The sequence below is a fragment of the Ruegeria sp. CG1 genome (assembly GCF_056537265.1).
In genome coordinates, this window is the sequence record NZ_JBQFRF010000001.1 from 422102 (window position 1) to 446737 (window position 24636).

General features: G+C 58.1%; 22 protein-coding genes. 7 read left to right on the top strand and 15 right to left on the bottom strand.

The genetic code is table 11. The annotated features are described in order from the left end of the window. Window positions 1–238: 238 nt before the first annotated feature. The 14 genes from purF to ACR0AU_RS02220 form a co-directional block, all read right to left on the bottom strand. Window positions 239–1759 carry an amidophosphoribosyltransferase gene (gene purF / locus ACR0AU_RS02155; protein ID WP_170610951.1) on the bottom strand — a complete coding sequence of 507 codons (1521 nt, stop codon included), beginning with the start codon at window positions 1757–1759 and terminating at the stop codon, window positions 239–241. A gap of 643 nt (window positions 1760–2402) precedes the next feature. Further along, on the bottom strand, window positions 2403–2975 hold the full coding sequence (locus tag ACR0AU_RS02160) for a CvpA family protein (RefSeq protein WP_170421967.1): 573 nt from the start codon (window positions 2973–2975) through the stop codon (window positions 2403–2405). Between the two features lie 40 nt (window positions 2976–3015). Further along, a complete protein-coding gene (radA, locus tag ACR0AU_RS02165) occupies window positions 3016–4380 on the bottom strand; it encodes a DNA repair protein RadA (protein WP_170396821.1) in 1365 nt (454 codons plus the stop codon). Window positions 4381–4501: 121 nt separating this feature from the next. Then, window positions 4502–5278, bottom strand: a complete 777-nt coding sequence (locus ACR0AU_RS02170) for a DNA repair protein (RefSeq protein ID WP_480795202.1) — start codon at window positions 5276–5278, stop codon at window positions 4502–4504. Window positions 5279–5426: 148 nt separating this feature from the next. Continuing rightward, window positions 5427–5879 carry a paraquat-inducible protein A gene (locus ACR0AU_RS02175; RefSeq protein WP_170465294.1) on the bottom strand — a complete coding sequence of 151 codons (453 nt, stop codon included), beginning with the start codon at window positions 5877–5879 and terminating at the stop codon, window positions 5427–5429. Window positions 5880–6414: 535 nt separating this feature from the next. Beyond that, window positions 6415–7161 (bottom strand): ATP-binding cassette domain-containing protein, encoded by a 747-nt coding sequence (locus ACR0AU_RS02180; RefSeq protein WP_170626863.1) that lies wholly within the window; start codon window positions 7159–7161, stop codon window positions 6415–6417. After that, window positions 7158–7940, bottom strand: coding sequence for an MlaE family ABC transporter permease (locus tag ACR0AU_RS02185; RefSeq protein WP_170396831.1), 783 nt, complete (start codon window positions 7938–7940; stop codon window positions 7158–7160). The genes ACR0AU_RS02180 and ACR0AU_RS02185 overlap by 4 nt, the downstream gene beginning before the upstream one ends. Next, on the bottom strand, window positions 7937–8971 hold the full coding sequence (alr, locus tag ACR0AU_RS02190; protein ID WP_170421950.1) for an alanine racemase: 1035 nt from the start codon (window positions 8969–8971) through the stop codon (window positions 7937–7939). Before alr ends, ACR0AU_RS02185 begins: the two co-directional genes overlap by 4 nt. Window positions 8972–9019: 48 nt before the next feature. Continuing rightward, window positions 9020–9958: a 2OG-Fe(II) oxygenase family protein gene (locus ACR0AU_RS02195; RefSeq protein WP_170732359.1), complete on the bottom strand. Its 939-nt coding sequence runs from the start codon at window positions 9956–9958 to the stop codon at window positions 9020–9022. Window positions 9959–10131: 173 nt separating this feature from the next. Continuing rightward, a complete protein-coding gene (locus ACR0AU_RS02200; RefSeq protein ID WP_170421945.1) occupies window positions 10132–11622 on the bottom strand; it encodes a replicative DNA helicase in 1491 nt (496 codons plus the stop codon). A 201-nt stretch (window positions 11623–11823) separates the two neighbouring features. Then, entirely contained in the window at window positions 11824–12501 is a 678-nt protein-coding gene (locus ACR0AU_RS02205) for an orotate phosphoribosyltransferase (protein ID WP_170732358.1), read from the bottom strand. 330 nt (window positions 12502–12831) lie between these two features. After that, window positions 12832–13314: a CinA family protein gene (locus ACR0AU_RS02210; RefSeq protein WP_170732356.1), complete on the bottom strand. Its 483-nt coding sequence runs from the start codon at window positions 13312–13314 to the stop codon at window positions 12832–12834. Beyond that, entirely contained in the window at window positions 13311–13808 is a 498-nt protein-coding gene (locus ACR0AU_RS02215) for a phosphatidylglycerophosphatase A family protein (protein ID WP_480795203.1), read from the bottom strand. The genes ACR0AU_RS02210 and ACR0AU_RS02215 overlap by 4 nt, the downstream gene beginning before the upstream one ends. Then, window positions 13805–14935: a bifunctional 2-C-methyl-D-erythritol 4-phosphate cytidylyltransferase/2-C-methyl-D-erythritol 2,4-cyclodiphosphate synthase gene (locus tag ACR0AU_RS02220; protein WP_480795204.1), complete on the bottom strand. Its 1131-nt coding sequence runs from the start codon at window positions 14933–14935 to the stop codon at window positions 13805–13807. Before ACR0AU_RS02220 ends, ACR0AU_RS02215 begins: the two co-directional genes overlap by 4 nt. A 179-nt stretch (window positions 14936–15114) precedes the next feature. On the opposite strand from ACR0AU_RS02220, the gene dusB reads away from it, so the two are divergent. The 7 genes from dusB to ACR0AU_RS02255 all read left to right on the top strand — a co-directional run bounded on the left by dusB (window position 15115) and on the right by ACR0AU_RS02255 (window position 24159). Further along, entirely contained in the window at window positions 15115–16098 is a 984-nt protein-coding gene (gene dusB / locus ACR0AU_RS02225; RefSeq protein WP_480795205.1) for a tRNA dihydrouridine synthase DusB, read from the top strand. Further along, window positions 16095–17174, top strand: coding sequence for a two-component system sensor histidine kinase NtrB (locus ACR0AU_RS02230; protein ID WP_480795206.1), 1080 nt, complete (start codon window positions 16095–16097; stop codon window positions 17172–17174). The genes dusB and ACR0AU_RS02230 overlap by 4 nt, the downstream gene beginning before the upstream one ends. Next, window positions 17174–18541: a response regulator gene (locus tag ACR0AU_RS02235; RefSeq protein ID WP_480795207.1), complete on the top strand. Its 1368-nt coding sequence runs from the start codon at window positions 17174–17176 to the stop codon at window positions 18539–18541. The genes ACR0AU_RS02230 and ACR0AU_RS02235 overlap by 1 nt, the downstream gene beginning before the upstream one ends. A 162-nt stretch (window positions 18542–18703) precedes the next feature. Beyond that, window positions 18704–20929 carry a sensor histidine kinase NtrY-like gene (locus tag ACR0AU_RS02240; protein WP_480438593.1) on the top strand — a complete coding sequence of 742 codons (2226 nt, stop codon included), beginning with the start codon at window positions 18704–18706 and terminating at the stop codon, window positions 20927–20929. Then, entirely contained in the window at window positions 20926–22335 is a 1410-nt protein-coding gene (ntrX, locus tag ACR0AU_RS02245) for a nitrogen assimilation response regulator NtrX (RefSeq protein WP_170732348.1), read from the top strand. Before ACR0AU_RS02240 ends, ntrX begins: the two co-directional genes overlap by 4 nt. Beyond that, window positions 22332–22922: a helix-turn-helix domain-containing protein gene (locus tag ACR0AU_RS02250; RefSeq protein ID WP_170465307.1), complete on the top strand. Its 591-nt coding sequence runs from the start codon at window positions 22332–22334 to the stop codon at window positions 22920–22922. The genes ntrX and ACR0AU_RS02250 overlap by 4 nt, the downstream gene beginning before the upstream one ends. A gap of 43 nt (window positions 22923–22965) precedes the next feature. Continuing rightward, window positions 22966–24159, top strand: coding sequence for an MFS transporter (locus ACR0AU_RS02255; protein WP_170732346.1), 1194 nt, complete (start codon window positions 22966–22968; stop codon window positions 24157–24159). Here the strand turns inward: ACR0AU_RS02255 and ACR0AU_RS02260 are convergent. After that, on the bottom strand, window positions 24124–24603 hold the full coding sequence (locus ACR0AU_RS02260) for a hypothetical protein (RefSeq protein ID WP_170732345.1): 480 nt from the start codon (window positions 24601–24603) through the stop codon (window positions 24124–24126). The genes ACR0AU_RS02255 and ACR0AU_RS02260 overlap by 36 nt on opposite strands. Window positions 24604–24636: the final 33 nt, after the last annotated feature.

Here is a 24636-nt window from a genome sequence, read left to right on the forward strand (position 1 = left end):
GATCTGTGGCCGAGCTGCGCGCCCGGACCCTGTTTTGTGAGTGGTTTTCGGCATCCGGGTAACACGGGCTTTGCCGGACCAAAAGGCCGGCAGTACTCGGTTGGAAGCGGTTCGAATGCCGCATACCGAACCCTTTGCAAATGCAGCCTGTTCAGCAATAGGTTGTCGGCGGATTCTGACCTATGGCCGCTAGCGCAAGTCTCTTGGCCGACGCCTCAGGACAAAGCGATTCGCCCGATCACCCCGAGGCCAGTTTCGCCGCGTTCCACGAACTGCCGACCACCTGCATATCTTCACGCTTTTTGCTGACCCGACTGCTGTTTTCCAGACTACCCAGATATTCCTCGTCGACGCCGGTGACGTAGTTGCCGTCAAAGCAGGAACAGTCAAAGGCTTCGATCTCGGGGTTGCCTTCCTTGGCAGCCCAGATCAGATCGTCGAGATGTTGGTAGAACAGCGCATCCGCACCCAGTTCTTCGCGAATCTCCTCGATCTCTTTGCCATTCGCGACAAGCTCGTGTCGGGTTGGCATATCGATGCCATAGACATTGGGGTATTTCACCGGGGGCGAGGCGCTGGCGATATAGACCTTTTTGGCGCCGGCCTCACGGCACATCTGGACGATCTTTTTGATTGTATTGCCGCGCACGATCGAATCGTCGATCAGCAGTACGTTATGACCGTCAAACTCCAAAGGCACCGCGTTCAGTTTGCGTCGCACGGATTTCTGCCGTTCTTCCTGGCCCGGCATGATGAAGGTGCGGCCAACATAACGGTTCTTAACAAGCCCCTCGCGATAGGGAATGCCTGTGATCTTTGCGGCCTCAAGCGCGACAGGGCGGGCGCTATCTGGCACAGGGATGATCCGGTCGATCTCAAGTCCCGAGTCCTGAATTTGCTTGGCCAGCGTCTGCCCCATGCGCATTTGGGTTTTGTAAACCGACACCCCATCCAGCAAGGAATCCGGTCGGGCCAGATAGACATACTCGAAGATGCAGGGTGTCAGTTTACCTTCAACGGCCTGGAACTCGTGCATATTGCCGTCGAGATCGATAAGGATCGCCTCGCCGGGGCGTAGGTCACGCAGCTTGTCAAAACCGTTGATGCCGAATGCCACATCTTCGGACGCAAAGGCATAATCATCGCCGTCACCAGTTGCGGCACGCTTGGCAACAGACAAAGGTCGGATGCCGTAAGGATCGCGGAAGGCCAGCATCCCGACGCCCGCGACGAGGCAGATCACCGAATACGCCCCCTGAACCCGCTCCATCGTCATTTTGACACCGGCAAACAGGTTGCGGATCGGATCAGCATTACCATTGACCTTGATCGCATCAGCGACCTTGTCGGCCAGCACGTTCAGTAGAACCTCGGAATCCGAGGTGGTGCGCAGGTGACGGCTGTATTTCGCGGTAACCTTTTCGCGCTGTTCTTCGGTATTGGTGATGTTGCCGTTATGGACCAGATAGATGCCATAAGGCGCGTTCACGAAAAATGGTTGCGCCTCGGCCGCGCTGAGCGAGCCAGCGGTTGGATAGCGGACATGGCCCATGCCGACCTTTCCCAACAGGGTTTCGGCGTCACTGGCATTGAACACGTCTTTGACGAGACCATTTGCTTTCTTCTCACGGAAGAACTCGCCGTTATAGGTGACGATCCCCGAGGCGTCCTGACCTCGGTGCTGAAGCATCAGCAAGCCGTCATAGATTTCCGCAAAGACATCATGCGTCCGGCTTGCGATCCCCAAAATCCCACACATACACGGGCTCCAATTTCTATGACTTGCTTAGGATGGTGTTCAGGTCGGATCGGGTGCGGACGGGTATCTGAATGGTGTGTTTTGGTCCGTTTGCACGGGACTCAGGCACAAGCGCGAAAGCGGCTAGCGCATAAGAAAACAGATACAGCAAGGTAGGCAGCTCCGATTCCATGTCGGTATGGCCTCCACATAATGCCAAACGATGCGTGTGTCATCAAAGGATCACATTCGCGATTTGACGCAGGTGCAAATTGTACACGCTGCGGGTTTAGGATGACAAATGTACAGACCTATGCTGTCATATCATTACGAAGGTTTTTTGCATGCAGTCCGGCAATACCTGGTGGAGCAGACGCCATGTGGCAACACAAGCAAAACACACCGAAGGACAAACCTGTCAAGCGGCGTTGCCACCGATGTCGTGGGGCAGGGCGCGCACCCTGCGAGATCTGCAAGGGAACCGGTGAAGTGATCAAGAGCCGAGACCAGTATGGCAAGCCGATCTCAAGCCGATGTGACGGATGCTTTGGCCTGAAGACCATCCGGTGCAATATTTGTGGTGGCGAAGGGTTTATCTGATTTTTCCGAACCAAACGCAAAAAAGCCCGGCTGAAACCGGGCTTTTCTTTGGAATTTGGTTTGATTAACCCTCAGAGGCGTTGTCGGCGGTGCAGCTTGCGACCAGCTCTTCGTACTGGGCGGTAACCCAACCCAACGCCGCCTCGGGGTTTTGTTCCTCGATCTTGCTGCTGAACTGTTCGAACACCTTGGCCGAGCGGCTTTCATCGACCATCGTGTAGGATTGACCGGTCATCACGGTGTCGTAGACGAAGAACGCAATCGCAACCAGCAATATGCCGCGTGCGATTCCAAAGAAGAAGCCAAGCGCCTGATCCAGGCCGCCAAGCGCAGAACGCTGCACCAGTGAAGAGAATAGCGGCGTGAAGATGCTGACCACGATCAGTGCAATGGCGAAGACGGCGGCAAAGCCGGTAATCACCGAAAGCTCACAACTGTCGCGCAGGAATTCACCGACCACTGGCACTTCTTTGACCAGCGGCACAGCCTGCGGCGCAAAGATGAATGCTAGAACTGCCGCGGCGACCCAACCTGCGATGGCCAAAACCTCGCGCATGAAACCGCGCGAATAGGCCAGCAAGCCCGACAGCACGATGATCAGGGCCACAACCCCGTCAATTATTGTAAAACCTTCCATGGCCCTCGCCTGTTCGTTTTCTGCCCCTCAAGGCGCGACTTTACCCTGCTCCGAAGGTTTCGCCAACAAACCCCACCAAATCAGAGGGTCGGGTGAGTGTCAGACCTGCCACAGTGCCAGTTTTGCCACCTGCCGGAGCAATTGCCGCTGTGAAACCAAGTTTTTGCGCTTCTTTCAACCTGTTTTCGGTCTGCGGGGCTGGTCTAAGTGCCCCGGATAGCGAGATTTCTCCGAAAACGACCGTATCGGCAGGCAGGGCGGTGTCTTCACGAGCGCTGAGCAGTGCAGCAGCAACGGCGAGGTCAGCGGCGGGTTCGCTGACTTTCAGCCCTCCGGCGACGTTCAGATAGACATCGAGCCCGGCAAAGGGGATGCCGCAGCGGGCTTCGAGTACTGCAAGGATCATGGCGAGCCGCCCGCTATCCCATCCCACAACCGTGCGGCGGGGCTGGGAATGGGGGGACGGCGCCACCAGTGCTTGCAATTCGACCAGCACGGGGCGGGTGCCTTCGATACCTGCGAATACGGCGGAACCTGGGCTGGGCTTACCGCGTTCCGATAGGAACAGGGCCGAGGGGTTGGTGACTTGCGCCAGCCCTTTGCCGGTCATTTCGAAGACGCCAATCTCATCCGCTGGGCCAAAGCGGTTCTTAACGGCGCGCAGGATGCGGAACTGGTGCCCGCGTTCGCCTTCGAAGTAAAGCACGGTGTCGACCATATGTTCGACTACACGGGGTCCAGCGATCTGGCCTTCTTTGGTGACGTGGCCAACCATGATGATCGATACGCCGTGGCGTTTTGCAAATGTCGTCAGCTCATGCGCTGCGGCGCGCACCTGCGACACCGAGCCCGGCGCGCTGTCGACATTGTCGGCCCACATCGTCTGGATCGAGTCGATGATGGCGAGGCCGGGTTTTTCTGCCTCTAGCGTCGTGAGGATGTCCCGAAGGTTGGTTTCAGCGGCCAATTGCACCGGCGACTCTTCCAGACCTAACCGGCGCGCGCGCATCCTAACCTGCGCGCTGGCCTCTTCGCCCGAGACGTAGATGGTTTTGACACCTTTGCGGGCAAAACGTGCGGCGGCCTGTAGCAACAGGGTGGACTTGCCAATACCGGGGTCTCCGCCCACCAGCAGGGCCGATGCAGGGACAAGGCCGCCGCCGAGGACGCGATCCAGCTCTTCAACCCCGCAGAGGGTGCGGGGCGGCGGTGTTTCTTCGGTCGATAGGTCGGTGAGTGCGATGGATTGGCCGCGCTTGCCGCCGAGTGACTTCTTGGCTGGTCCTGCCGAAAGCGGCGCTTCCTGAACGATAGTGTTCCATTCGCCGCACGCATCGCAGCGGCCCGACCATCTGGTGTGAGAGGCTCCGCAGGCCGAGCAGGAGAAGGAGTGTGTCTTTGCCATGTCGCCCTTGGTGCCCGAGGAAAGGCGGTTCTTCAAGCCCTTGCGGGCTTTCCTCACCGCCGGTGGCGCGCCACGTCCTCAGGCCCTTCGGGCAATCGTCCGCTGCGGGCGCTAGATGCGCCTATTCCGCGGCACGCGGCGGGGTCATCGCAACCACGCTGCCTGGTGTTTGATCGTCCGTGGGGGATTGCAATTGCGCCGACAGTTCCGGAAGCAGATCGAACAGCTCATCCCTGAGGCGCGCGAGTTGCGATTTGGCGATGGATTCCTCGATCTCGATGTCTCGGGTCCATTGGCGCAGCTCATGCTGGATGGTCTGGGCGTCTTCGATCCGATGCTGGAATTGTTCGACCTCTTCCTGACGTTGCCGCAGGAAGGCACGGGCGCGTTCGACCTTTGTGTCCCCATAGGTCTCGGCCAGTTCTTGGCTGATCTGGCTCATCTGAGCAGCCAGTTCCAGCACCTGCGGTTCGAGCCCCTGCAAATCGGGGTGATCGCGCAGGAAGGCCATGCGCTCTTTCACCGCGTCGAATTCGGAGGCCAGCGCAAAGACCCCGCTGCGGTCAGCGGCATGGGCGACCTGATAGGCCCCGGCCACGTCCTGCATATTCATTGTGAACTTACGATGGGTGTTTTCAAGCGCCATCATGCGGGCGTTCGATGGCAGATAGAAGACCAGCATCAGGATCAGGGCGGTCAATCCGGCCTGAACATACACGCCTGCGTCAATCGTTGCACCGTTGCTGAGACCGGCCTGCAACGAGAGCCAGGGCAGGATACCAATCGCAGATAAAATGGTGGTCGTCACCGCGAACAATGCTGCGGCGCAGATCAGGAAAAAAGTGAGCCTTAATAAGGTATTCTGAAATTGCAATGTAATTGTGTGGAGGGCGGCCATGATCGTCGTTCTCCTTCTTCAACCGGTACGAAAACCGGGCCGAAGCGGAAGGTTAAACAGACGCGAAGTGATCCGCTACGGACCCGAAAACTACAAAATTTACTGCTCGAAATATAAAGATGATACTCAGAAATCTGTTTTCAATCAATTAGGTCTGAGGTTTTCGTGATCCAAATGTCATCTCTGTAATATGGCCCAAGGCCAGCGAGGCCAGAATGCAGCCGGTGAACAGGTAGAGACCCCATGCGGTTTCGATGGTGGCGTATGAGATGCCTTTGGCCAGCGTGATGTAGAGCGCGATGAGGAAGATATCGGCCATCGCCAGCTTGCCGAGGATGTTGAGCGCGGGCTGGACGCGCGGGTCCAGCAGGTTCCATTGGATCAGAGCGGTGCCGATGGTTTTGACGTAGGGCGCGAAGAGGGCGAAGACGGTAACGATCAACGCGAGGAAGATGTCGGACTTCCACAAGGACTGGAGCCCGGTGATGACGCTGATTTCACTGAGGCCGAAGATCGGGAGGAGACCGGCGCGCATCAGCGGGGCGAACCACGCGATGGGGTAGAGGATCAGGAGGGATAGGGTGGCGAGGCGGAGGATCATGAACAAGAATTTTGATAAGGCAGTTGAATACTTAATGAGTGGAGGTATCTGCGGCAAGTTCTGAGTTGCGGTCGCTTGAGTTGAGTGTAAGTTTAAGTAAGTCCTAAATTAATCAGCTTTAGATTGCAGTGCCTGACCCAATAATAAAGATCGTAAATGGCCCATCCGCATTTAGTAAAGGAACCGTTGCTGCGGGAACTGACGGCTTAAATGCTGTCTTTTCAGCTGCGAGTGCGGCAGCAGACAGGTTGCCGTTTGACCGAGAGCAGCTCTTTGGTGTTTTGCATTTCCGACTTTACGAAACGGATCGCGCACGAAGAAGAGCGGTATGGTTTGGTGGCCGTCTATTCAACAGGTTTTCTGGTGAAGATCCCGGCTACATCCCGGTTTCCGGAACACATCTTCGCCAAGTGTTTGATGCAATACGCATTCAAACCCCCGACTTTGTGATAAGCGCAGGGCAATATCTATTGCGCTATGACTACGCTAAGCGCGCGTATTATCAGTTAAAGCAGGAACGTGAGGCGGAGAGAGCTTAACGCACCGCCTCAATCGGCCCCTCGGCACTCCCGCTGATGAACTGCTCCACATAGGGATCACCTGAGGCGTCCATCTGGCTGACCGGGCCAGTCCACTGGATCACGCCTCCGTGCAGCATGGCTACGTTGTCGGCGATGGCACGGACGGAGCTCATGTCGTGGGTGATGGTCATCGCGGTGGCGCCCATCTCGGTCACGATTTCTCGGATCAGGTCGTTGATGACGCCGGACATGATGGGGTCGAGGCCAGTGGTAGGCTCATCGAAAAAGATGATCTCGGGCTCGGCGGCGATGGCGCGGGCGAGGCCGACGCGTTTTTGCATGCCGCCCGACAGCTCGGCCGGGAACCGGTCAGCGACGTTGGATTTCAGGCCCACACGGCGCAGTTTCTCGATGGCGATCTCGCGCGCCTCATCGACTGGGCGTTTCAGCGAGCCGCGCAGCAGGCGGAAGGCGACGTTTTGCCAGACGGGCAGCGAGTCGAACAGCGCCGCGCCCTGAAACAGCATTCCAAAGCGGGCCAGAAACGCATCGCGGTCGCCTTTCGCGGCGTCTTTGCCGTCGACGTAGATCATGCCGCTGTCGGGTTTGATCAGGCCGAGGATACATTTCAACGCCACGGATTTGCCAGTTCCAGAACCGCCGATGATGACCATCGAGGTGCCCTTGGGGATCTCAAGGTTCATGCCTTGCAGGACGTGGTTGTCGTCAAAGGCCTTATGTACGTTCTCCATTCGGATCATAGCGAGAAGAACACCCCTGTAAGAACGAAATTGGCGGCGAGGATCAGCACGGCAGCAGCCTCGACCGAGCCCTTGGTGGCGCGGCCCACGCCCTGCGCGCCGCGGCCTGAGGACATGCCGTAATAGCAACCCATAATGGCGGCGATCACGCCGAATGCAGCACCTTTGACGAGTGACGAAACGATATCCCGCGCTTCAAGGAAATCGACGGTGTTTTTCAGATAGGCCGCCGGGTTGAAGCCCAGATTTTGCGTTGCAACGGTGTAACCGCCTGCGATCCCGATGATATCTCCGACCCCGACCAGCGCTGGAACCGTGATCAGGGCGGCCAGCACGCGTGGGGCGGTGAGGTATTTCATCGGATGGGTGGACAATGTGACCAGAGCGTCGATCTGCTCGGTCACTTTCATCGTCGCAATCTCGGCGGCGATCGAAGACGTCACGCGGGCGGCGATCATCAGGCCGACCAGCACCGGGCCAAGCTCTCGCACCATGCCTATGGCGACGATCTGGGGCACAACGGCTTCGGCGTTGAAACGCGCGCCGCCTGCGTAGATCTGCAACGCCAACGCGCCGCCGGTGAAGATGGCGGTCAGGCCGACCACGGGCAGGGACAACCAGCCGATATTCAGCAGGGCGATGCCGAACTCGCGCGGATAAAACGGTGGTCGAAAAATGTGCGAAACCGCGTCGAGCGCGAACAGCGCGACGCGGCCAAACGCGGCGAGCATGGTCAGGATAGAACGCCCCAGCTCACCCAGCAATGAAACGGGATTCATTCCACGTAGCCCCGCGAAAAGCGACTGCCGAGCGAGGTCAGAATTTCATAGCCGATGGTGCCAGCGGCTTCGGCCAGATCATCGACGGTTTGGTGCCCGTTCAGGATACGCAGGCGATCAGGTTTATACGGCAAGTCAGTCACATCCACGGTGATCAGGTCCATCGAGATACGTCCTACCACCGGGCAGGGCTGATCACCAGCGAATGTATCGATGCCGCCCCCAATGGCGCGATGCAGCCCGTCGGCATAACCGGCCGCAACGGTCGCAATCTTCGACGGGCGGCGCGCGCTCCAGCTGTTGCCGTAGCCGACGGTCTCGCCCACGGCGACGTCGCGCACTTGAATCACCGGCAGATCGACGGTGACGACCGGCTTGGCCCCGGCAAAGGGCATCCCGCCGTACAGGCCAATCCCTGGGCGGCAAAAGTCAAAGTGGAATTCCGGCCCCATCAGAGTACCACCCGTCGCCGCAAGCGAGCGCGGCGCGTCGACGCCATCGGTCATCTGTTTGAACGTGTTCAACTGTTGGCGGTTCATAGGGTGTTCAGGCTCATCCCCGCAGGCCAAATGCGACATCACGACCAGCGGGTCCAGGGCAAGAGCTTCGTGCCGCAGTTCGGCCCAGTCCGCAGGCTCAAGCCCAAGGCGATTCATACCGCTGTCGAGCTGGATACCAAAGCCATGATCGGGCAGGGCCTGACGATGACGCTTGAATTGTTCGGGCGAGTTGATCAACGGCGTGAGATCATGCTGGCGCAGCAGATCCGTGTCACCCTCCATATGTCCGGAAAACACCGCAACCAACGGGCCGGGGCCCACAGCCTCACGCACGGCCACGCCTTCCTCGGCAACGGCGACGAAGAATTTTGCAACGCCTTCCTCAGCCAGCGCAGAGGCGACCGGACCGGCACCTAACCCGTAAGCGTCAGCTTTGACCACTGCGCCGGTCTCAACCTGGGTCTTTGCGTCAAGCGCCTGCCAGTTCTGGGCGAGCGCGTGCAGATTTATCGTCAGATGTGCGGTACTCATAAACGCCGTTCATCACATAGGATTGGCCCAGGTCAAGGGGGGAGCACCTTAATTCTTGGCGGGTTTATGCGCCTCATAGGCCGCTTCCAGCTCGGAACGCAGGAAATCCGCAAATAATAAGGGGCTAAACTGAGGTTGGCCGGTCCCGGGTAGGGGTTCGATGATTGTGCTGACATGAGGATCAAAGAAGAACGGAACGCTATATCGTTCACGGCCCGAACGGTTGATGACCCGATGCGGCGTCGAAAGCAGGCGGCCGTTCGACATCCGGTGCAGCATATCCCCGACATTGACGACAAAGGCGTCGCGACGGGACGGAACGTCAACCCAATGCCCTGACGGTGTTTTGACCTGCAAGCCGCCCACCTGATCTTGAGCGAGCAGCGTTAGGCATCCGAAATCAGTGTGCGGGGCCGAGCCGAACAGATCATCGGGGCTGGTCTTTGCTTGCGGAGGATAGTGAAGCAGACGCAGCCAGAATGTAGGCTCATCAAACGCGGAAAGGACCGAGAAATCCTGCGCCTCGCAAGCGATCAGCGCGATATGCATCAATCTGCGTCCAAGGGCCGACATAGCCTTAACGTAGGTTTCCAGGGTGTCGCGAAAATCCGGTAGATCAGGCCATCGGTTTGGACCCGAGAGGTAGATATCGGGATCAACGCCAGCATCCTCGCGCATCATCATGAAGCTGGCGGATTGGTTGGGTTTTTTTACATCGGCCAGTGTTGAGTTCACATCTGTCGATGTGTTGATGACGATGTATCCGCGATGCGTGTGGTCGACTGCGATTGCCAGCTTTTGATCCAGCGGCAGCGCGTGAAACTGTTTTGAGGCTTCGAACACATCGCGCATCAGCTGCGGGTCTATTCCGTGATCTTCGATATAGCCGAAACCAGTCGTGCCGTAGGCCGAACGAAACTCGGCCGCGATTTCCTCATCAGGGCGTGCACCCAGACGAATAACGGGGATCTCTGTGAACTCAGTCATGTCTCTCTCGCTTATATTGGGAAGATTGCAGGGGCAAAAATGCCCCCGGTCTATCCCGCAAAGCGTTTGCGGCGATGCCCGAAATGACGCGCCAGAATCACGCGCCGGGGTAGGGGATTGAGACAAGCTTGCATGGCCCGATCCGTACACATCGGACCGGGCTGGTCAAGGGATCAATAGCCCTCGATCTGGCTGTCCTGTTGCCAAGGTTTGACCAGATTGCCAAATCGGGTGAACTGAGCTTCGAACGACAGCTCGACCGTGCCGATGGGGCCGTGGCGCTGCTTGCCGACGATGACCTCGGCCTTGCCATGCAGGCGCTCCATGGCCTGTTTCCACTCTTCCATCTTTTCCAACTCGTGATCGCCGGGTTTTTCGCGTTCCTTATAGTATTCCTCGCGGAACACGAACATCACAACGTCGGCATCCTGTTCGATCGAGCCCGATTCCCGCAGGTCAGACAGCTGCGGGCGTTTGTCGTCACGGCTTTCTACCTGTCGGCTGAGCTGTGACAATGCGATGACCGGGATGTTGAGTTCCTTGGCGATGGCTTTCATGCCCATCGAAATCTCGGCGATTTCGTTGACCCGGTTGTCGGCCATTCCGCGGCAGAGCTGAAGGTAGTCGATCACCAGCAAATCCAGCCCGTGCGTCCGCTTCAGCCGCCGTGCACGGGCAGCGAGTTGCGAGATTGGCAGGGCGGGGGTGTCATCAATGAACAGCGGGCAGGCTTCCAGTTCTTTCGCGGCGTCCACGAAGCGGCGGAACTCGGACTCGGTCATGTCGCCCTGGCGGATTTTGTGACTGGAAATCTCGGAAGCCTCGGCCAGAACCCGGCCCGCAAGTTGCTCGGCGCTCATTTCGAGTGAAAAGAACCCAACCACACCGCCGTCGATCGCACCTTCAGAGCCGTCCGGCTTGGTGCCGCGCTTGTAGGCCTTGGCCACGTTAAATGCGACGTTTGTTGCCAGCGATGTCTTACCCATCGACGGACGCCCGGCCAAAATGATCAGGTCGGACGGGTGCAGGCCACCCAATTGCTTGTCGAGATCGGCCAGACCGGTGGAAATCCCCGCCATGCCGCCACCGCGTTGGTACGCCTCGTTGGTGACGTTGACGGCTTCTGTGACCGCCTTGAGGAAGGATTGAAAACCCTGTTCGGTCTGGCCCTGCTCGGATAACTGATAAAGTTGTTGCTCGGCCTCGACGATTTGCTCTTTGGGCTCGCTGCTGACATCGACCCTCGCAGCCTTGTCTGAAATGTCCCGGCCCAGCCGGATCAGCTCGCGCCGAATGGCGAGGTCATAGATCATTTGGGCGTAGTCATGCACCGCAAAGGCACTGATCGAGGCACCGGCAAGCTTGACCAGATAGGCCGGACCGCCCAGTTCCTTCAGGCCCTCATCCTCGGCCATGAAAGACTTCAGCGTGACGGGTGAAGCCAGCGCATTTTTAGCGATACGGGTCGACGCGACTTCGTAGATGCGCGCATGAACCGGATCATAGAAATGCTCGGCCCCAATAATCGATGCGACCCGATCATACAGATCGTTATTCGTCAGAATCGCACCCAGAAGCTGCTGCTCGGCCTCGATGGAGTGCGGCATTGTTTCTGGGTTCTGAATCTGTGCGGCGGCCTGCTCGATACTGCTGATCTCGTTCATTGCTGTTCTCTTTGTCCCGTGGACAGAGGCCATAGCGCGGCCCTGTGAGTCGGCGCAAATTGTATGTTTTCTGGGGATATGCTGTGCATATCTCTCTGCCCCATCATATTGAAGGATGAGGCAGGGTTGCGTCAACATCTTGTGGATGAAGCGATCGATGCAGCGGTCAGTGTTTCCATTCTGAAAACAGTTTGCGCAACGTCAGCTTTTATGTGCGTCCTGCCAACCGCGCGGGTCGTTCAGGAAGGCCTCGACGCCATCAAGCGTCTCTTCGTCAAACGCCTTTTGCGCTTTGGCTTCCGCCAAAACATCCCACCAAGTACAAAGCGAGTGCAATTTTACGCCGTGATCGCCCAGCGTTTTCTCGGTTTCGGGGAAAATACCATAATAGAAGATCACAGCCGTATGCCCACAGGTCGCACCGGTTTCGCGGATCGCGTCGACAAAGGACAGTTTTGAGCCTCCATCGGTGGTCAGGTCTTCAACCAGCAGTACCCGCTCACCCTCGCTCATCGCGCCTTCGATGCGGGCGTTCCGGCCGTAGCCTTTGGGTTTCTTCCGCACGTAGGTCATTGGCAGTGACATGCGCTCGGCCACCATTGCAGCGAAGGGAATACCTGCTGTCTCGCCACCGGCGATATTGTCAAACGCTTCGAACCCCGCGTCGCGCATCACGGTAACCGTCAGGAAGTCCATCAGGGTCGAGCGGATGCGCGGGTACGAGATCAGCTTGCGGCAATCGATATAGGTCGGGCTTGGTAGACCGCTGGCCAGCGTGAAAGGTTCGCGGGAATTAAAGTGTACGGCTTTGATCTCCAGCAGCATCCGTGCGGTCAGGCGGGCGATTTCGGTGCTGTCGGGGAAGGAACTGGGGATCATGGCGCAAACCTCTGGGCTGAAAGGGTGTCGCAGGCTGATAGCCTGACCCCCGGCCCAGAGTCGAGAGGGCACGCTAAAAGAAAAGCGGACCCCCAAGAGGTCCGCTTGATGCCCTTGCGGGCAGAGCAGCCAAGGTGGGCTTGACTGCTCATTTCTCAGGCTCGCTTTCCGCAATCGGCAAGACCGTGCCTTCAATCTCGGTATCGACGTGTATGCGAGGCGAGGTAAGAAGCGCAACCACCATTGCCGTCACAAATGCGTAGGCTGCCGCGCAGTAACTGTATACAGCGCCCAGTATTCGAAATGATGCGCTGTAGACTGCAGGTATTCTTAGGTCTGAGCCAGATCAGCAAGAGCGTCTCTCAAAAGGGTCAAAGCGTGGTCCCGCGCAGCGCGACGTACGTTATCCCGTCCCTGCGCTCCGAATTCCACGGTCTCGGTTCGGGTCGGTTGACCCTGTGCAGCGAGGCCAAAGCATACGCGGCCTTCGGGTTTGTGTTCGGACCCGCCGGGGCCCGCGATGCCGGTGATCGAGACCGCCAACTGCGCCCGCGAATTCCGCAGGGCGCCATTGGCCATTTCTTGGGCGACTTCTTCTGAAACTGCGCCACATGTCTCAAGCGTATCGGCGCGCACGCCCAGCATCTCTTGCTTTGCGGTGTTGGTGTAGGTGACAAAGCCGCGCTCAACCACGGCAGAGCTGCCAGGGATGTCAGTCAGTGCAGCGGCGACCATACCGCCGGTACAGCTTTCAGCAGTGGCGATCATCATGCCCTGCGCCTTGGCGCGATCCAGCAGGTCGACAACGGTCATAGACCCATGACTCCATGTGAGATACCGGCGAGGACGACCACACCGATGGCCGCAAAGACGCCAGCGATCACATCATCCAGCATGACACCCATCGGATCTCCACGCCGGTCGGCCCAGCCAATGGGACCGGGTTTGGTAATGTCGAAGAGGCGGAACAAGAGAAAACCCGCGATCCAGCCGGGCCAGAGCGCTGTGATGTCGATCCCATGCGCCCAAGACGAGTAGGAAATCGCCCATATCGCGATGAACTGGCCCGCGACTTCATCAATGACAATTTCGGACGGGTCGTGGTCATCTTGTCCAGCTGTCATCACTTGCGTAGCCCACAGGCCCCCGAAGAAAACCGCGAGTGTTGAGATGACCAGCAAGGGGAAGCCACCCAGCGTATGCAGAACCCATGCCAGCGGCAAAGCAGCCAGCGATCCCCAGGTGCCGGGGGCAGGGCGGAGGTAACCGACGCCGCAGACGGTTCCGATTAGACGAGCCGCTGTCATGACTTCACCAGACAGGCAGTTGCGAGCGAGGCAATGCCTTCGCTGCGACCGGTAAAGCCCAGCCGTTCGGATGTGGTGGCCTTGACCGAGACCTGATCGGTGCGCAAGCCCATGATCCGTGCCATTTCGGCACGCATGGTATCGGCATGAGGGCCGATCTTGGGAAATTCGCAGACCAGTGTGCAGTCGACATTCGAGATCTCATAGCCCAACTGCCCAGCCAATTCGACTGCGTGGCGCAGAAAAATTTCACTCGCTGCACCTTTCCACTGCGGATCGGAGGGCGGAAAATGCTGTCCGATATCACCCCGCGCCAGGGCGCCATAGATCGCGTCGGTGACCGCGTGCATCCCCACATCTGCATCGGAGTGACCTTGGAGCCCACGATTGTGCGGCACCTTCACACCGCAGAGGATCACGTGATCTCCGTCACCAAAGCGGTGCACGTCGTAGCCGTTGCCCAGCCTTACATCCATATTCATACCCATTGTACGTTCGGCCCGGGCGAAATCCTCGGGCCGTGTGATTTTCAGGTTATCCGCATCGCCCGGAATAATCGCGACTTCGATTCCCGCAGCGCGCGCGACTTCTACATCATCCGCTGCACCTCCGGGATGGGCTGAATGGGCGGCGGTGATTGTGACATAATGAAATCCCTGCGGTGTCTGCGCAGCGTAAAGGCCGGATCGATCCTGCGTTCCTGTGACCACTGAACCGTCGCCTGTCCAGAGCGCATCCGTGACGGCCAAGCCTGGAGCAGCTGCCGCATGCGTGTCGAGTGCTTTCAGAACATCGCCGATTATCCGAGCGCTGACGCAGGGTCGGGCAACATCATGTATCAAAACCTTTTCAACGCTGTACGCTTCCAAAGCCTGCAACCCGTTGCGCACTGATCCGGCGCGGTCTGCACCGCCGGGTGCAAGGATCAGGTTTGTCGCGCTGAATTCTTCCCAAACGGCTGTGTCCTCTTCGGCCAGCACCAAAACGACGTGATCAACCAACCCTTCGAAGCGGTCAATCGCCCAATCGGCCACGCGCCTCCCGCTCAACGCACGCCACTGTTTGGGCACTCCGCCTCCGGCGCGCTGGCCGCGCCCGGCGGCGACGATGATGGCGGCTGTGGTCATCTGAAAGGTCTCCTGATTGGGGCATTGTTTAGGGGGCGGTGAATGCAGAGGCAATCACCCGCGTCAATTTGCTTAAAAAATAAGCATATGATGATTTTGCGGGCTTGAATGCTCCCGTTTTATTGTTCATATGCCGCAATTTCGATATCAAATGCGCAACTGCTCAAGGATTAAGCACATTGACCCTGCGTCTTGGTGAAAAGGATCTGACCCCTCCGGTGCTGTTGGCGCCAATGGCCGGAATCACCGACCGGCCTTTTAGGGACCTTGTGATGCGCTTCGGCGTGGGCTTGGTGGTCAGCGAAATGGTCGCCAGCCAAGAGATGGTACAGGCCAAACCAGGCGTACGTGAACGGGCCGAGCTGTCGGCGGATGTGGAAAACACCGCAGTGCAATTGGCCGGACGCGAGGCGCATTGGATGGCCGAGGCCGCCCGGCAAGTCGCTGACCGGGGCGCGCGCGTGATCGATATCAATATGGGTTGCCCAGCAAAGAAGGTAACCAATGGCTATTCCGGTTCGGCTTTGTTGAAAACTCCGGACCATGCACTGACGCTGATCGAGGCCGTTGTGGGTGCAGTTGATTTGCCTGTTACGCTGAAAACGCGGCTAGGCTGGGATGACAATCTGCTGAACGCGCCGGATGTGGCGCGGCGTGCGCAGGACGCAGGCATCCGGATGGTGACCATCCATGGGCGTACGCGCTGTCAATTCTATAAAGGCCGGGCAGATTGGCGGGCGATCCGTGCGGTGAAAGAAGCCGTCTCGATCCCTGTCATCGCAAACGGTGACATCGTCGATACCGAGGCCGCGCAAATCGCGCTGAATCAGTCCGGGGCCGATGGCGTCATGATAGGTCGTGGGGCGCAGGGCAAGCCCTGGCTGCTGGCGCAGATTTGCCATGATCTCTATAGCGCTGCTTCTCCAACCATTCCCACGGGCACTGAACTGATCGAGATGGTGCGTGGCCACTATCTGGCGATGCTGGAGTTCTACGGTACCGATCTGGGCCTGCGCGTCGCACGCAAACATCTCGGTTGGTACATGGATGAGGCCGGAACACCCGCCACCTTGCGGCGGGCTGTCCTGACATCCCGCGACACCAATGAGGTGTTACGGCTTTTGGCAGATGCGCTTAGTGGCACGGCGGAGGCAGCAGCATGACCTCTGACCAGAGCATCTGGACCTCGCTTCCGGTTCCGGCGTTCATTATCGATGCCGGAGATCGGATATCGGACGTCAACTCCTCGGGTGAGGGGTTTCTGAACGCCTCCCGCAAGGCAGTGATTGGACACCCGGTCTGGGATCAACTCGCGGTTGACGCGCCGTTGGAAGAGGCGTTTCTGCGCGCGCGTCAACAAGGTACACCGTTGTTCGTGAACGATGTGGACGTTGGGTCGGGCAATCGCGCGCCGCTGCAATGTGCGCTGCAAATCGCACCGCTGATGGGGCATCCCGGTTCAATGATCATGATCATCTCGCCGCGCGAACTGGCCGGTCGGATGACCCGTGGCAACACTGTGAAATCGGCAGCGCAGTCTGCGATTGGTATGGCCGAGATGCTGGCGCATGAGATCAAGAACCCTTTGGCAGGGATCACCGGTGCGGCGCAATTGCTCAGCATGAATATTTCGCAGCAAGATCTTGAGCTCACTGACCTTATCGTTGAGGAAAGCCGCCGCATCGTGAAGTTGTTGGAGCAGGTAGAACAATTCGGCAACCTGTCTCAACCCGATTTCAAACCGGTCAATATCCACGATGTACTGGATCGCGCGCGCAGGTCAGCGCTGTTGGGTTTTGGCGCGCATATGACGATTATCGAGGATTACGACCCCTCGCTGCCCTTGGCCTATGGGGACCCGGATCAGTTCCTGCAGGTGGTTCTGAACTTGCTCAAAAACGCTTCGGAAGCTGCTGATGGCAACGGTACAATCCGGCTGCGTACCTATTTTGAGCATTCATTCCGACTGCGGCGCAGTGACGGTTCGGGTCATTCGCTGCCTCTGCAGATCGAGATTATTGATGATGGGCCGGGCCTGCCGGAAAATATTCGCAGTGATATTTTCGACCCCTTCGTGTCAGGTAAGGAGAACGGCACCGGGCTTGGGCTGGCGCTGGTCAGCAAGATCGTTTCCGACCACGACGGCTGGATTTCGGCTGAATCTGTGCCCGGACGCACTAGTTTTCGACTGTCCCTGCGGCGTGCACCGAACGACGCGTATGAAAAGGAGAGCATCTGATGGATGGCACAGTTCTGGTTGCCGATGACGACCGCACGATCCGCACGGTTCTGACACAGGCCCTGACGCGGGCGGGGTGCAAGGTTCACGCGACATCTTCGCTGACCACGCTGATGCGCTGGGTGGCCGAAGGCAAGGGCGACGTTGTGATCTCGGATGTGGTAATGCCGGATGGAAACGGGTTGGAGATGCTGCCAAAGATCGCGCAGGACCGTCCCGGTTTGCCGGTCATCGTGATCTCGGCCCAGAACACCATCATGACAGCCATTCAGGCGGCTGAGGCGGAAGCTTACGATTATCTGCCAAAGCCTTTCGATTTGCCCGATCTGATGAAGCGCACCGCGAGGGCGCTGGATCAAAAGCAGCGGGTACAGGCTGAGCCGGTGATGGCCAGCGAAGACCGACCTGATGAACTGCCGCTTGTCGGGCGCACCTCGGTGATGCAGTCGCTTTATCGTCTGGTCGCTCGGGTGATGAACACGGATCTGTCTGTGATGATTTGTGGTGAAAGTGGGACGGGTAAATCTCTGATAGCACGCGCTATTCACGATTTCTCTGACCGAAGGACACTGCCCTTTGTCACCGTGACTGCTGCCGATCTGAGCGATTTGGAAGGCCCGGCACGGGTTATGGCGCGCGTACGTGGTGGTACGCTGCTGATCGATGAAATTGCCGATATTGATGATGAGATTCAGGCCCGTATCGTGCGCATGATGGACACGCCGGGCGATCACGTGCCGCGTTTCATGGCCACAAGTCAATCAGATCTGACCGACGCGATGGAAAGTGGTCGCGTACGACAAGATCTCTATTACCGTCTCTGCGGTGCGACGATCTACGTGCCTGCGTTGCGCGAGCGGGTTGATGATATCACCTTGCTGACCGATCACTTTCTGGCGCGGGAGGAGCGGGAAAGCGGCGCGCAGCGTCGTCTCAGCCCCGAAGCGGTCGAGTTGGTGCGCCGGTATTCCTGGCCCGGCAATGTCCGACAGCTTGAAAATGCGATCCGGCGTCTTGGTCTAACCAGCCGTTCTGATGAAATCTCGCGCACCGAAGTTGAGATGGTGCTGGGTAGCCAGCCCGAGGCCGAACCAGTTCTGGGTGATGGCGAGCGTGAGAAGCTGTCATCTTCGGTTGGTCGTCACCTGCGCCGGTATTTTGATCTGCACGGAAACATCCTGCCGCCTCCCGGCCTCTATCAACGTATTCTACGCGAGGTCGAGGCACCGTTAATCGAAATCGCGCTGGATGCGACTGGTGGAAATCAGGCAAAATGTGCTGATCTTCTGGGGATTAACCGGAATACGCTGCGGAAAAAGATTACTGACCTCGATATTCAGGTGACACGCCGTCGCAAACTGATGTAATATCGCCACACAAACAGTGGCATTCGGGTTCGACCCCGGGAACGACCACGATATATGGCGGTAAGCCGCGCAAGCGGCACATCAGAATGAGGGCAGACGGTGGCAACCCGGGCACAGAACGGGCCGATCTTATCGATTAACCGGTGGCGCAAGTCCCGGAGGATGCGCAATTTCAGTACATTGGGATTGGTTATACTGGGCCCGGTTCTGGCGCTTGCAACCTATCTCGTCATTGGCCCTTTTGATCTTGGCGCGGCGGCACCGACGCTGCGGCTGATTTTGTTGGCTGATCTGGTCTACGTGCTGGTCGTAGCTGCGCTGGTGTTGGGCCAATTGTTCAGTCTGATCGCCGCACGTCGCGCGAAATCTGCGGGCTCCCGTCTTCACCTGCGCCTGATCGGCGCTTTCACGCTGTTGGCTTTGGTGCCGACGGTCACCGTGGCGATTTTCGCCGGGCTGACGGTGAATATCGGCCTTGAAGGTTGGTTCTCGGACCGTGTGCGGCAGGTGGTTGGGTCGTCACTAACTGCAGCCGAAGCTTACGAACAGGAACACCGCGAGGGCCTGACGCAGGATGCGGTTGTTCTGGCGCGTTTCCTCGATAACGCGCGATCGTTGGATTATTTTGTCTCAGACGCCGAATTGCGAGAGGTTCTGGCCCAGGGGCAGGCCCAGATACAACGCGGTTTGCGAGAGGCCTATGTGATCGATGGCAGCGCCGAAATCCGATCGCGCGGTGATCGGTCCTACCTGTTCGACTACGAGGCACCAACCCCCGAAGAGATGATCGAGGCCAATGATCAGGGCGTGGCCATCATTGCCGATTGGGAGAACAGCGAATTCCGCGCGCTTGTTCCTTTGCACGCCTATCTTGACCGGTATCTCTATGTCAGTCGCGAGGTTGATGGGCAGCTTCTGACCCTGCTTGATGAAACCAAAGAGACAGCACAGTTCTACAGCCAATTGGAAAGTGAGCGGGGCAGGGTCCTGTTCGAATTCGGCCTTCTTTATCTCGGCTTTGCTGTGATCCTGATTCTGGCCGCGATGTCGCTGGGCATGTGGTTCGCCGAACGTCTTTCTCGCCCTGTTGGACGGCTGACAACGGCGGCGCAGCGCGTTGGTGCTGGTGATCTGAGTGTTCAGGTCATCGAAGAGGCCAGCGATGACGAAATCGCGATGCTGGGCCGCTACTTCAACCAGATGACTCGTCAGTTGAAGGGGCAGCGCGACACGCTGTTGGAAAACACCCGCCATATCGAACGTCGAAGGCGGCTGTTTGATTCAGTTCTAAGCTCGGTGACATCCGGTGTCGTTGGCGTTGATTCAGAGGGCTGTGTGACCTTCGTGAACCGATCCGCCGAACGTCTTCTGGGCTGGTCTGGTGGAGAGCAGAACCTGGCTATCGGCATCGCTGTTCCCGAATTTTTGCCTTTGTTCGAAGCCCTTAAGGACAGCGGGCAAGAGGCGGTTCAGGGGGAGATCAAGGTAACCCGTAAAGGCCGGTTGGAGAACTTACTGGTACGCATGGCGACGCGGCGTGGCGAGGATGGAAGGCTGGAAGGCTACGTTGTGGCCTTTGATGACGTGACCGATCTGGTAAGCGCGCAGCGCATGGCGGCGTGGGGTGATGTGGCCCGTCGCATTGCGCATGAGATCAAGAATCCGCTGACACCGATCCAACTGAGCGCCGAGCGAATCAAACGCAAATTCTCGCGCAAGCTGGACGAGGACGATTGCGATAGCCTGGAATCGATGACCGACGTGATCGTGCGGCAGACCAATGATCTGCGGCGGATTGTTGACGAGTTCTCGAAATTCGCACGCATGCCCGAACCGGAACGGCGTGAAGAGAATATCGTGACGCTAGTGCGTGAGGCGGTTCTGTTGCAGCAGGCGGGTCAGCCTGATGTTCAGATCGATGCGGACTTACCTAAACAGCCCATTTTGGCGGATGTGGATTCGACCATGTTGAGCCAGGCGTTGACGAACCTGATCAAGAACGCGGGCGAGGCTATTGAAACGCTGAAAGAAAAAGGCGCACCGGACAATCTGAAACCTCAGATCAAAGTCGTTGTCTCCACTGACGATGCAGGAACGCAGATCACCATTGCGGACAATGGCATCGGTCTGCCCGAGGACAGGGCACGGCTGTTCGAACCTTATGTGACCACGCGTGACGAAGGCACCGGCCTTGGCCTGCCCATCGTAAAGAAGATCATCGAAGAACATGGCGGAGCGCTGACATTGGAAGACGCGCCCACATTCGACGGACAGGACCATTTCGGCGCAATGGCTGTCATTCGTCTACCCGGGGCCTCAGGCGGCCCGACAAATGCGCCGGAAAAACAGGCGATTAAAACAAACAAACTGAAAGCAGGCCAAAGATGAGCGACATTCTGATCGTAGATGACGAACGCGATATTCGCGAATTGGTGTCCGACATTCTGGAGGACGAAGGCTATTCAACTCGGCTGGCGGCAAACTCGGATGAGTGCATGTCGTCGATCAATGCCGAACCTCCGGGGCTGTTGATCCTGGATATCTGGCTGAAAGACAGTCGAATGGACGGGATCGACATCCTGAAAGCTGTAAAACGGGACAACCCGGATGTTCCGGTGGTGATCATTTCCGGACATGGCAATATCGAGATTGCAGTGGCGGCTATCAAGCAGGGGGCGTACGACTTTATCGAAAAGCCCTTTAACATTGACCAGTTGATGGTGGTGATCCGCCGTGCGATGGAAACCTCGCGCCTGCGTCGCGAGAATGCCTCGCTGAAGCGGCAGGAAGTCAGCTGTTCAGACATGATTGGCAATTCTGCGTCGTTCCGCGCGATGCAGGGGCAGTTGGACAAGGTAACAAAGTCGAATGGCCGGGTTATGCTCAGCGGGCCGGCTGGGTCGGGCAAGGAAATTGCCGCGCGCTATATCCATGCCCATTCCAACCGGGCGAATGCCCCATTTGTGACGGTCAATTGTGCGGGGATTGAACCTGAGAGGGTTGAAGAGGTTCTGTTCGGACGAGAATCGTCTGAGCGCGGAATCGAGTCAGGCCTGCTGGAAGAGGCGCATGGCGGCGTTGTCTACTTCGACGAAGTCGCTGACATGCCGCTGGGGACGCAGTCCAAGATTCTTCGCGTGTTGGTTGATCAGCAATTCCAGCGTGTTGGTGGCTCTGACAAGGTGCGGGTTGATCTGCGGGTCATTTCCTCGACCAACCGCGATCTGGAAGAAGAGATCGCCGCCGAACGGTTCCGCGAAGAACTGTATCACCGGCTGAATGTGGTGCCGATTGCGGTTCCCTCGCTGGAGGAACGGCGAGAGGACATCCCGGTTCTGGCGCAACATTTCATCGAGGTGTGCAACGATACACAGGGTCTGCCGATGCGCGAGCTGTCGGATGAGGCTATTGCTTTGCTACAAACGATGACATGGCCGGGCAATGTGCGTCAGCTGAAGAACCTGATCGAGCGGGTGCTGATCCTAGGCGACAGCACTGGCCCGATCGAGGCCCGCGAGTTGCCCAACGAAGAAGAGAAATCCGACGAGTCCGGGCGCGTGGTACTGTCTGGCGCACTGGCGACGCTGCCGCTGCGTGAGGCGCGCGAAGCGTTCGAGCGTGAATATTTGCTGACCCAGATCAATCGGTTTGGTGGCAACATAAGCCGCACGGCCAGTTTTGTCGGCATGGAACGCAGCGCCTTGCATCGCAAGCTCAAGTCGCTGGGCGTAGTGACCTCGAACAAATCCGGTGCGCGGGTGGCTCAAATTGACGAGCCCGAACCAGCCGAGTGAGTACCGCGCCGAATAAGAAGACCGTAGCCGTTTCCATCGGTTTTCCCGCCTTTGGTAAACGGTTGAAGCGGTTGCGGCGATCGGTTGGACTTAAGCAATCCGCCCTCGCAGATCTGATTGAAGTCGACCAAACCACGATTTCCCGGTGGGAAAACGGGGGTCAAACGCCATCGCCACATATTCAACAGTCCGTTTTTGCAGCGTTGGGGCCGGTTCGGGTGCAGGATTCTGCGCTGAAACGTCTGGTCGTTCATTCGGCAGAGTGCTTGCACCTTGTCGAAGAGGCCAGCCATATCTGCCTTGCTTATTCGGGCAGCCGGGCGCTGGATTGGAAGACCTCACAGCGCGCCTTGCTGGGCGTGTCGCTTTGGCAATTTGCAACGGATGAGATCCGACAAGCCGAAGCAGAACTGCAGAACGATGGCTGGTGGGATTTGCATTCGCCTTCACCCAAAGCGTTTCTGACTTCCGAGGCTGTGCATGATCAAATCAGGATCAGCGCCGGGCAAATCGTGTGGGAGCGGTTGTATCTGGGTGATGGCACTCCGGTCCGTCTGGTCAGCGGGCGGCGCGAAGTCACCGCATAATTTATGCGTTCCGCTGGCAGGTTAGGCGCGATAGACCGGCTGCATGAGTGACTCTTTTCGTACATTCTTGCAGGTCATGCTGATCTGGTTTGCTGGCCTCGGTGCGGCAACCCAATTTGCAAAGATTGCCGTACCATTTTCTGATGTGGGGCTGTTGTACCCGGACAACGCTGCCGTGATCGGCTGGTTGCTGTCCATTATCAGTCTAATGGGGGCTGCTTTGGGCGCGATATCCGGAGCGATCACAGCGCGTATTGGGCCAAATCGTCTATTGCTATTAGGGCTTGTGCTCGGTGGCGCGTTATCTTTGCTGCAAGCAAGCTTGCCGGTTTTTCAACTGATGCTGCTCAGCCGGGTGATCGAGGGGCTGTCCCATCTTGCGATTGTGGTGGCGGCACCGACGCTGATTGCTCAGATCACATCCGGTCGGGCGCGGTATAATTCCATGGTGCTGTGGAGTACATTCTTTGGCGTTGCATTCGCATTAAACGCTTGGGTTGGGCTGCCCATCGTCGATCGTTTCGGACTGCCCACATACTTTGCCATGCACGGGGGTCTGATGCTGCTGATCGCCGCGCTGATCGCGCTTAGCAATCTGAAAACCGACATGGGCCAGACGGAGGGTACCGGGTGGGGGCTCTCCGCCTTCCTTGATGTGCATATCAGGACCTACCGCTCACCCTTTATTTCGGCCCCGGCAATTGGCTGGTTCTTTTACACGCTGACATTTGTTTCTCTGTTAGCGATCCTGCCGGGTCGTTTACCCGAAGGGCAGGGTGCATCGATTGCAGCACTTATGCCCCTGGCAGGGATTGTACTGTCATGGCTGCTGGTGCCCTTGCTGTTGACCGTCCTGTCCTGCGTCAGCGTCGTCAATCTGGGCTTTGTGCTGGGGATCGCGACGATCATCGCATTGTTTCTGGGGGCGCCCCTTACGTTCGGATGTATCGCCTTGTTTGCCGTGCTCGGGCTTGTACAGGGCGGCAGCTTCGCCGCAGTGCCAGAGTTAAACGATACCACCGAAGCCCAAGCCCTGAGTTATGGTGCGATGGCGCAGATGGGCAATGCCGGAAACCTGCTTGGAACCCCGGTATTGCTGGCGATATTGCTGGGCGTCGATGAGGCTGGCATGTTTGTAGCCGTCGCCGCGTTCTATAGCATCGCGATCATAGCGCATCTGCTGCTGGCGCGGCGTCGCAAATCAGCCGGCTTGTCCCGGAGTGACGATCTGAAATGACCCGTCGTCAAATTTCACGAAACAGGACGCGCTGTTCAGCGGCGGGAGCGTCGTGGTGCGCGTGGGCGTGACCCGCGATTTGACACCCTGTTTGCAAGGCGGAAGGCTGACCGGGCGATAGCCCTTTTGGGCCATGCACTGCGCCTCGACCTTGTTTCTCAGCCCCTGATTCACGTCGACGGTATAGACCCGCCCAGGCTCCCACCATCCGGGGTTGCGATAGCAGCGTCCTCGGCCATCGCAATAGGTGCGCCCAGGCCAATAGACTGGCGGGCTCTGCCGGACCTGATTGGCGACAGGGGCGTCCTTGAGGGCTTGCACCTGACAGTTCGTGGTCTCGGTCTGCATCCGCGAGACGCTCTCACCTTCGCGATAATACAAAGAAAGCGGACCACAGGCGGACAGCGTCAGCAGGCAAATCAGAGCAGGCAGAATGGTTTTCATATGCTTACTTTGGCGCAGCTTAGGAGGCATGAC

Coding starts and splice junctions, on each gene's coding strand:
- ACR0AU_RS02210 (WP_170732356.1), bottom strand. CDS start 13,314: ATGACCGTTGTCGACCTGCTGGATCGCGCCAAGGCGCAGGGCATGATG.
- ACR0AU_RS02220 (WP_480795204.1), bottom strand. CDS start 14,935: ATGACCACAGCCGCCATCATCGTCGCCGCCGGGCGCGGCCAGCGCGCC.
- ACR0AU_RS02260 (WP_170732345.1), bottom strand. CDS start 24,603: ATGAAAACCATTCTGCCTGCTCTGATTTGCCTGCTGACGCTGTCCGCC.
- alr (WP_170421950.1), bottom strand. CDS start 8,971: ATGAGTACCGCACATCTGACGATAAATCTGCACGCGCTCGCCCAGAAC.
- ACR0AU_RS02240 (WP_480438593.1), top strand. CDS start 18,704: ATGCGCAATTTCAGTACATTGGGATTGGTTATACTGGGCCCGGTTCTG.
- ACR0AU_RS02195 (WP_170732359.1), bottom strand. CDS start 9,958: ATGACTGAGTTCACAGAGATCCCCGTTATTCGTCTGGGTGCACGCCCT.
- ACR0AU_RS02170 (WP_480795202.1), bottom strand. CDS start 5,278: ATGGCCGCCCTCCACACAATTACATTGCAATTTCAGAATACCTTATTA.
- radA (WP_170396821.1), bottom strand. CDS start 4,380: ATGGCAAAGACACACTCCTTCTCCTGCTCGGCCTGCGGAGCCTCTCAC.
- ACR0AU_RS02180 (WP_170626863.1), bottom strand. CDS start 7,161: ATGATCCGAATGGAGAACGTACATAAGGCCTTTGACGACAACCACGTC.
- ACR0AU_RS02200 (WP_170421945.1), bottom strand. CDS start 11,622: ATGAACGAGATCAGCAGTATCGAGCAGGCCGCCGCACAGATTCAGAAC.
- ACR0AU_RS02235 (WP_480795207.1), top strand. CDS start 17,174: ATGGATGGCACAGTTCTGGTTGCCGATGACGACCGCACGATCCGCACG.
- ACR0AU_RS02255 (WP_170732346.1), top strand. CDS start 22,966: ATGAGTGACTCTTTTCGTACATTCTTGCAGGTCATGCTGATCTGGTTT.
- ACR0AU_RS02215 (WP_480795203.1), bottom strand. CDS start 13,808: ATGACAGCGGCTCGTCTAATCGGAACCGTCTGCGGCGTCGGTTACCTC.
- ACR0AU_RS02230 (WP_480795206.1), top strand. CDS start 16,095: ATGACCTCTGACCAGAGCATCTGGACCTCGCTTCCGGTTCCGGCGTTC.
- ACR0AU_RS02175 (WP_170465294.1), bottom strand. CDS start 5,879: ATGATCCTCCGCCTCGCCACCCTATCCCTCCTGATCCTCTACCCCATC.
- ACR0AU_RS02205 (WP_170732358.1), bottom strand. CDS start 12,501: ATGATCCCCAGTTCCTTCCCCGACAGCACCGAAATCGCCCGCCTGACC.
- ntrX (WP_170732348.1), top strand. CDS start 20,926: ATGAGCGACATTCTGATCGTAGATGACGAACGCGATATTCGCGAATTG.
- purF (WP_170610951.1), bottom strand. CDS start 1,759: ATGTGTGGGATTTTGGGGATCGCAAGCCGGACGCATGATGTCTTTGCG.
- ACR0AU_RS02185 (WP_170396831.1), bottom strand. CDS start 7,940: ATGAATCCCGTTTCATTGCTGGGTGAGCTGGGGCGTTCTATCCTGACC.
- ACR0AU_RS02160 (WP_170421967.1), bottom strand. CDS start 2,975: ATGGAAGGTTTTACAATAATTGACGGGGTTGTGGCCCTGATCATCGTG.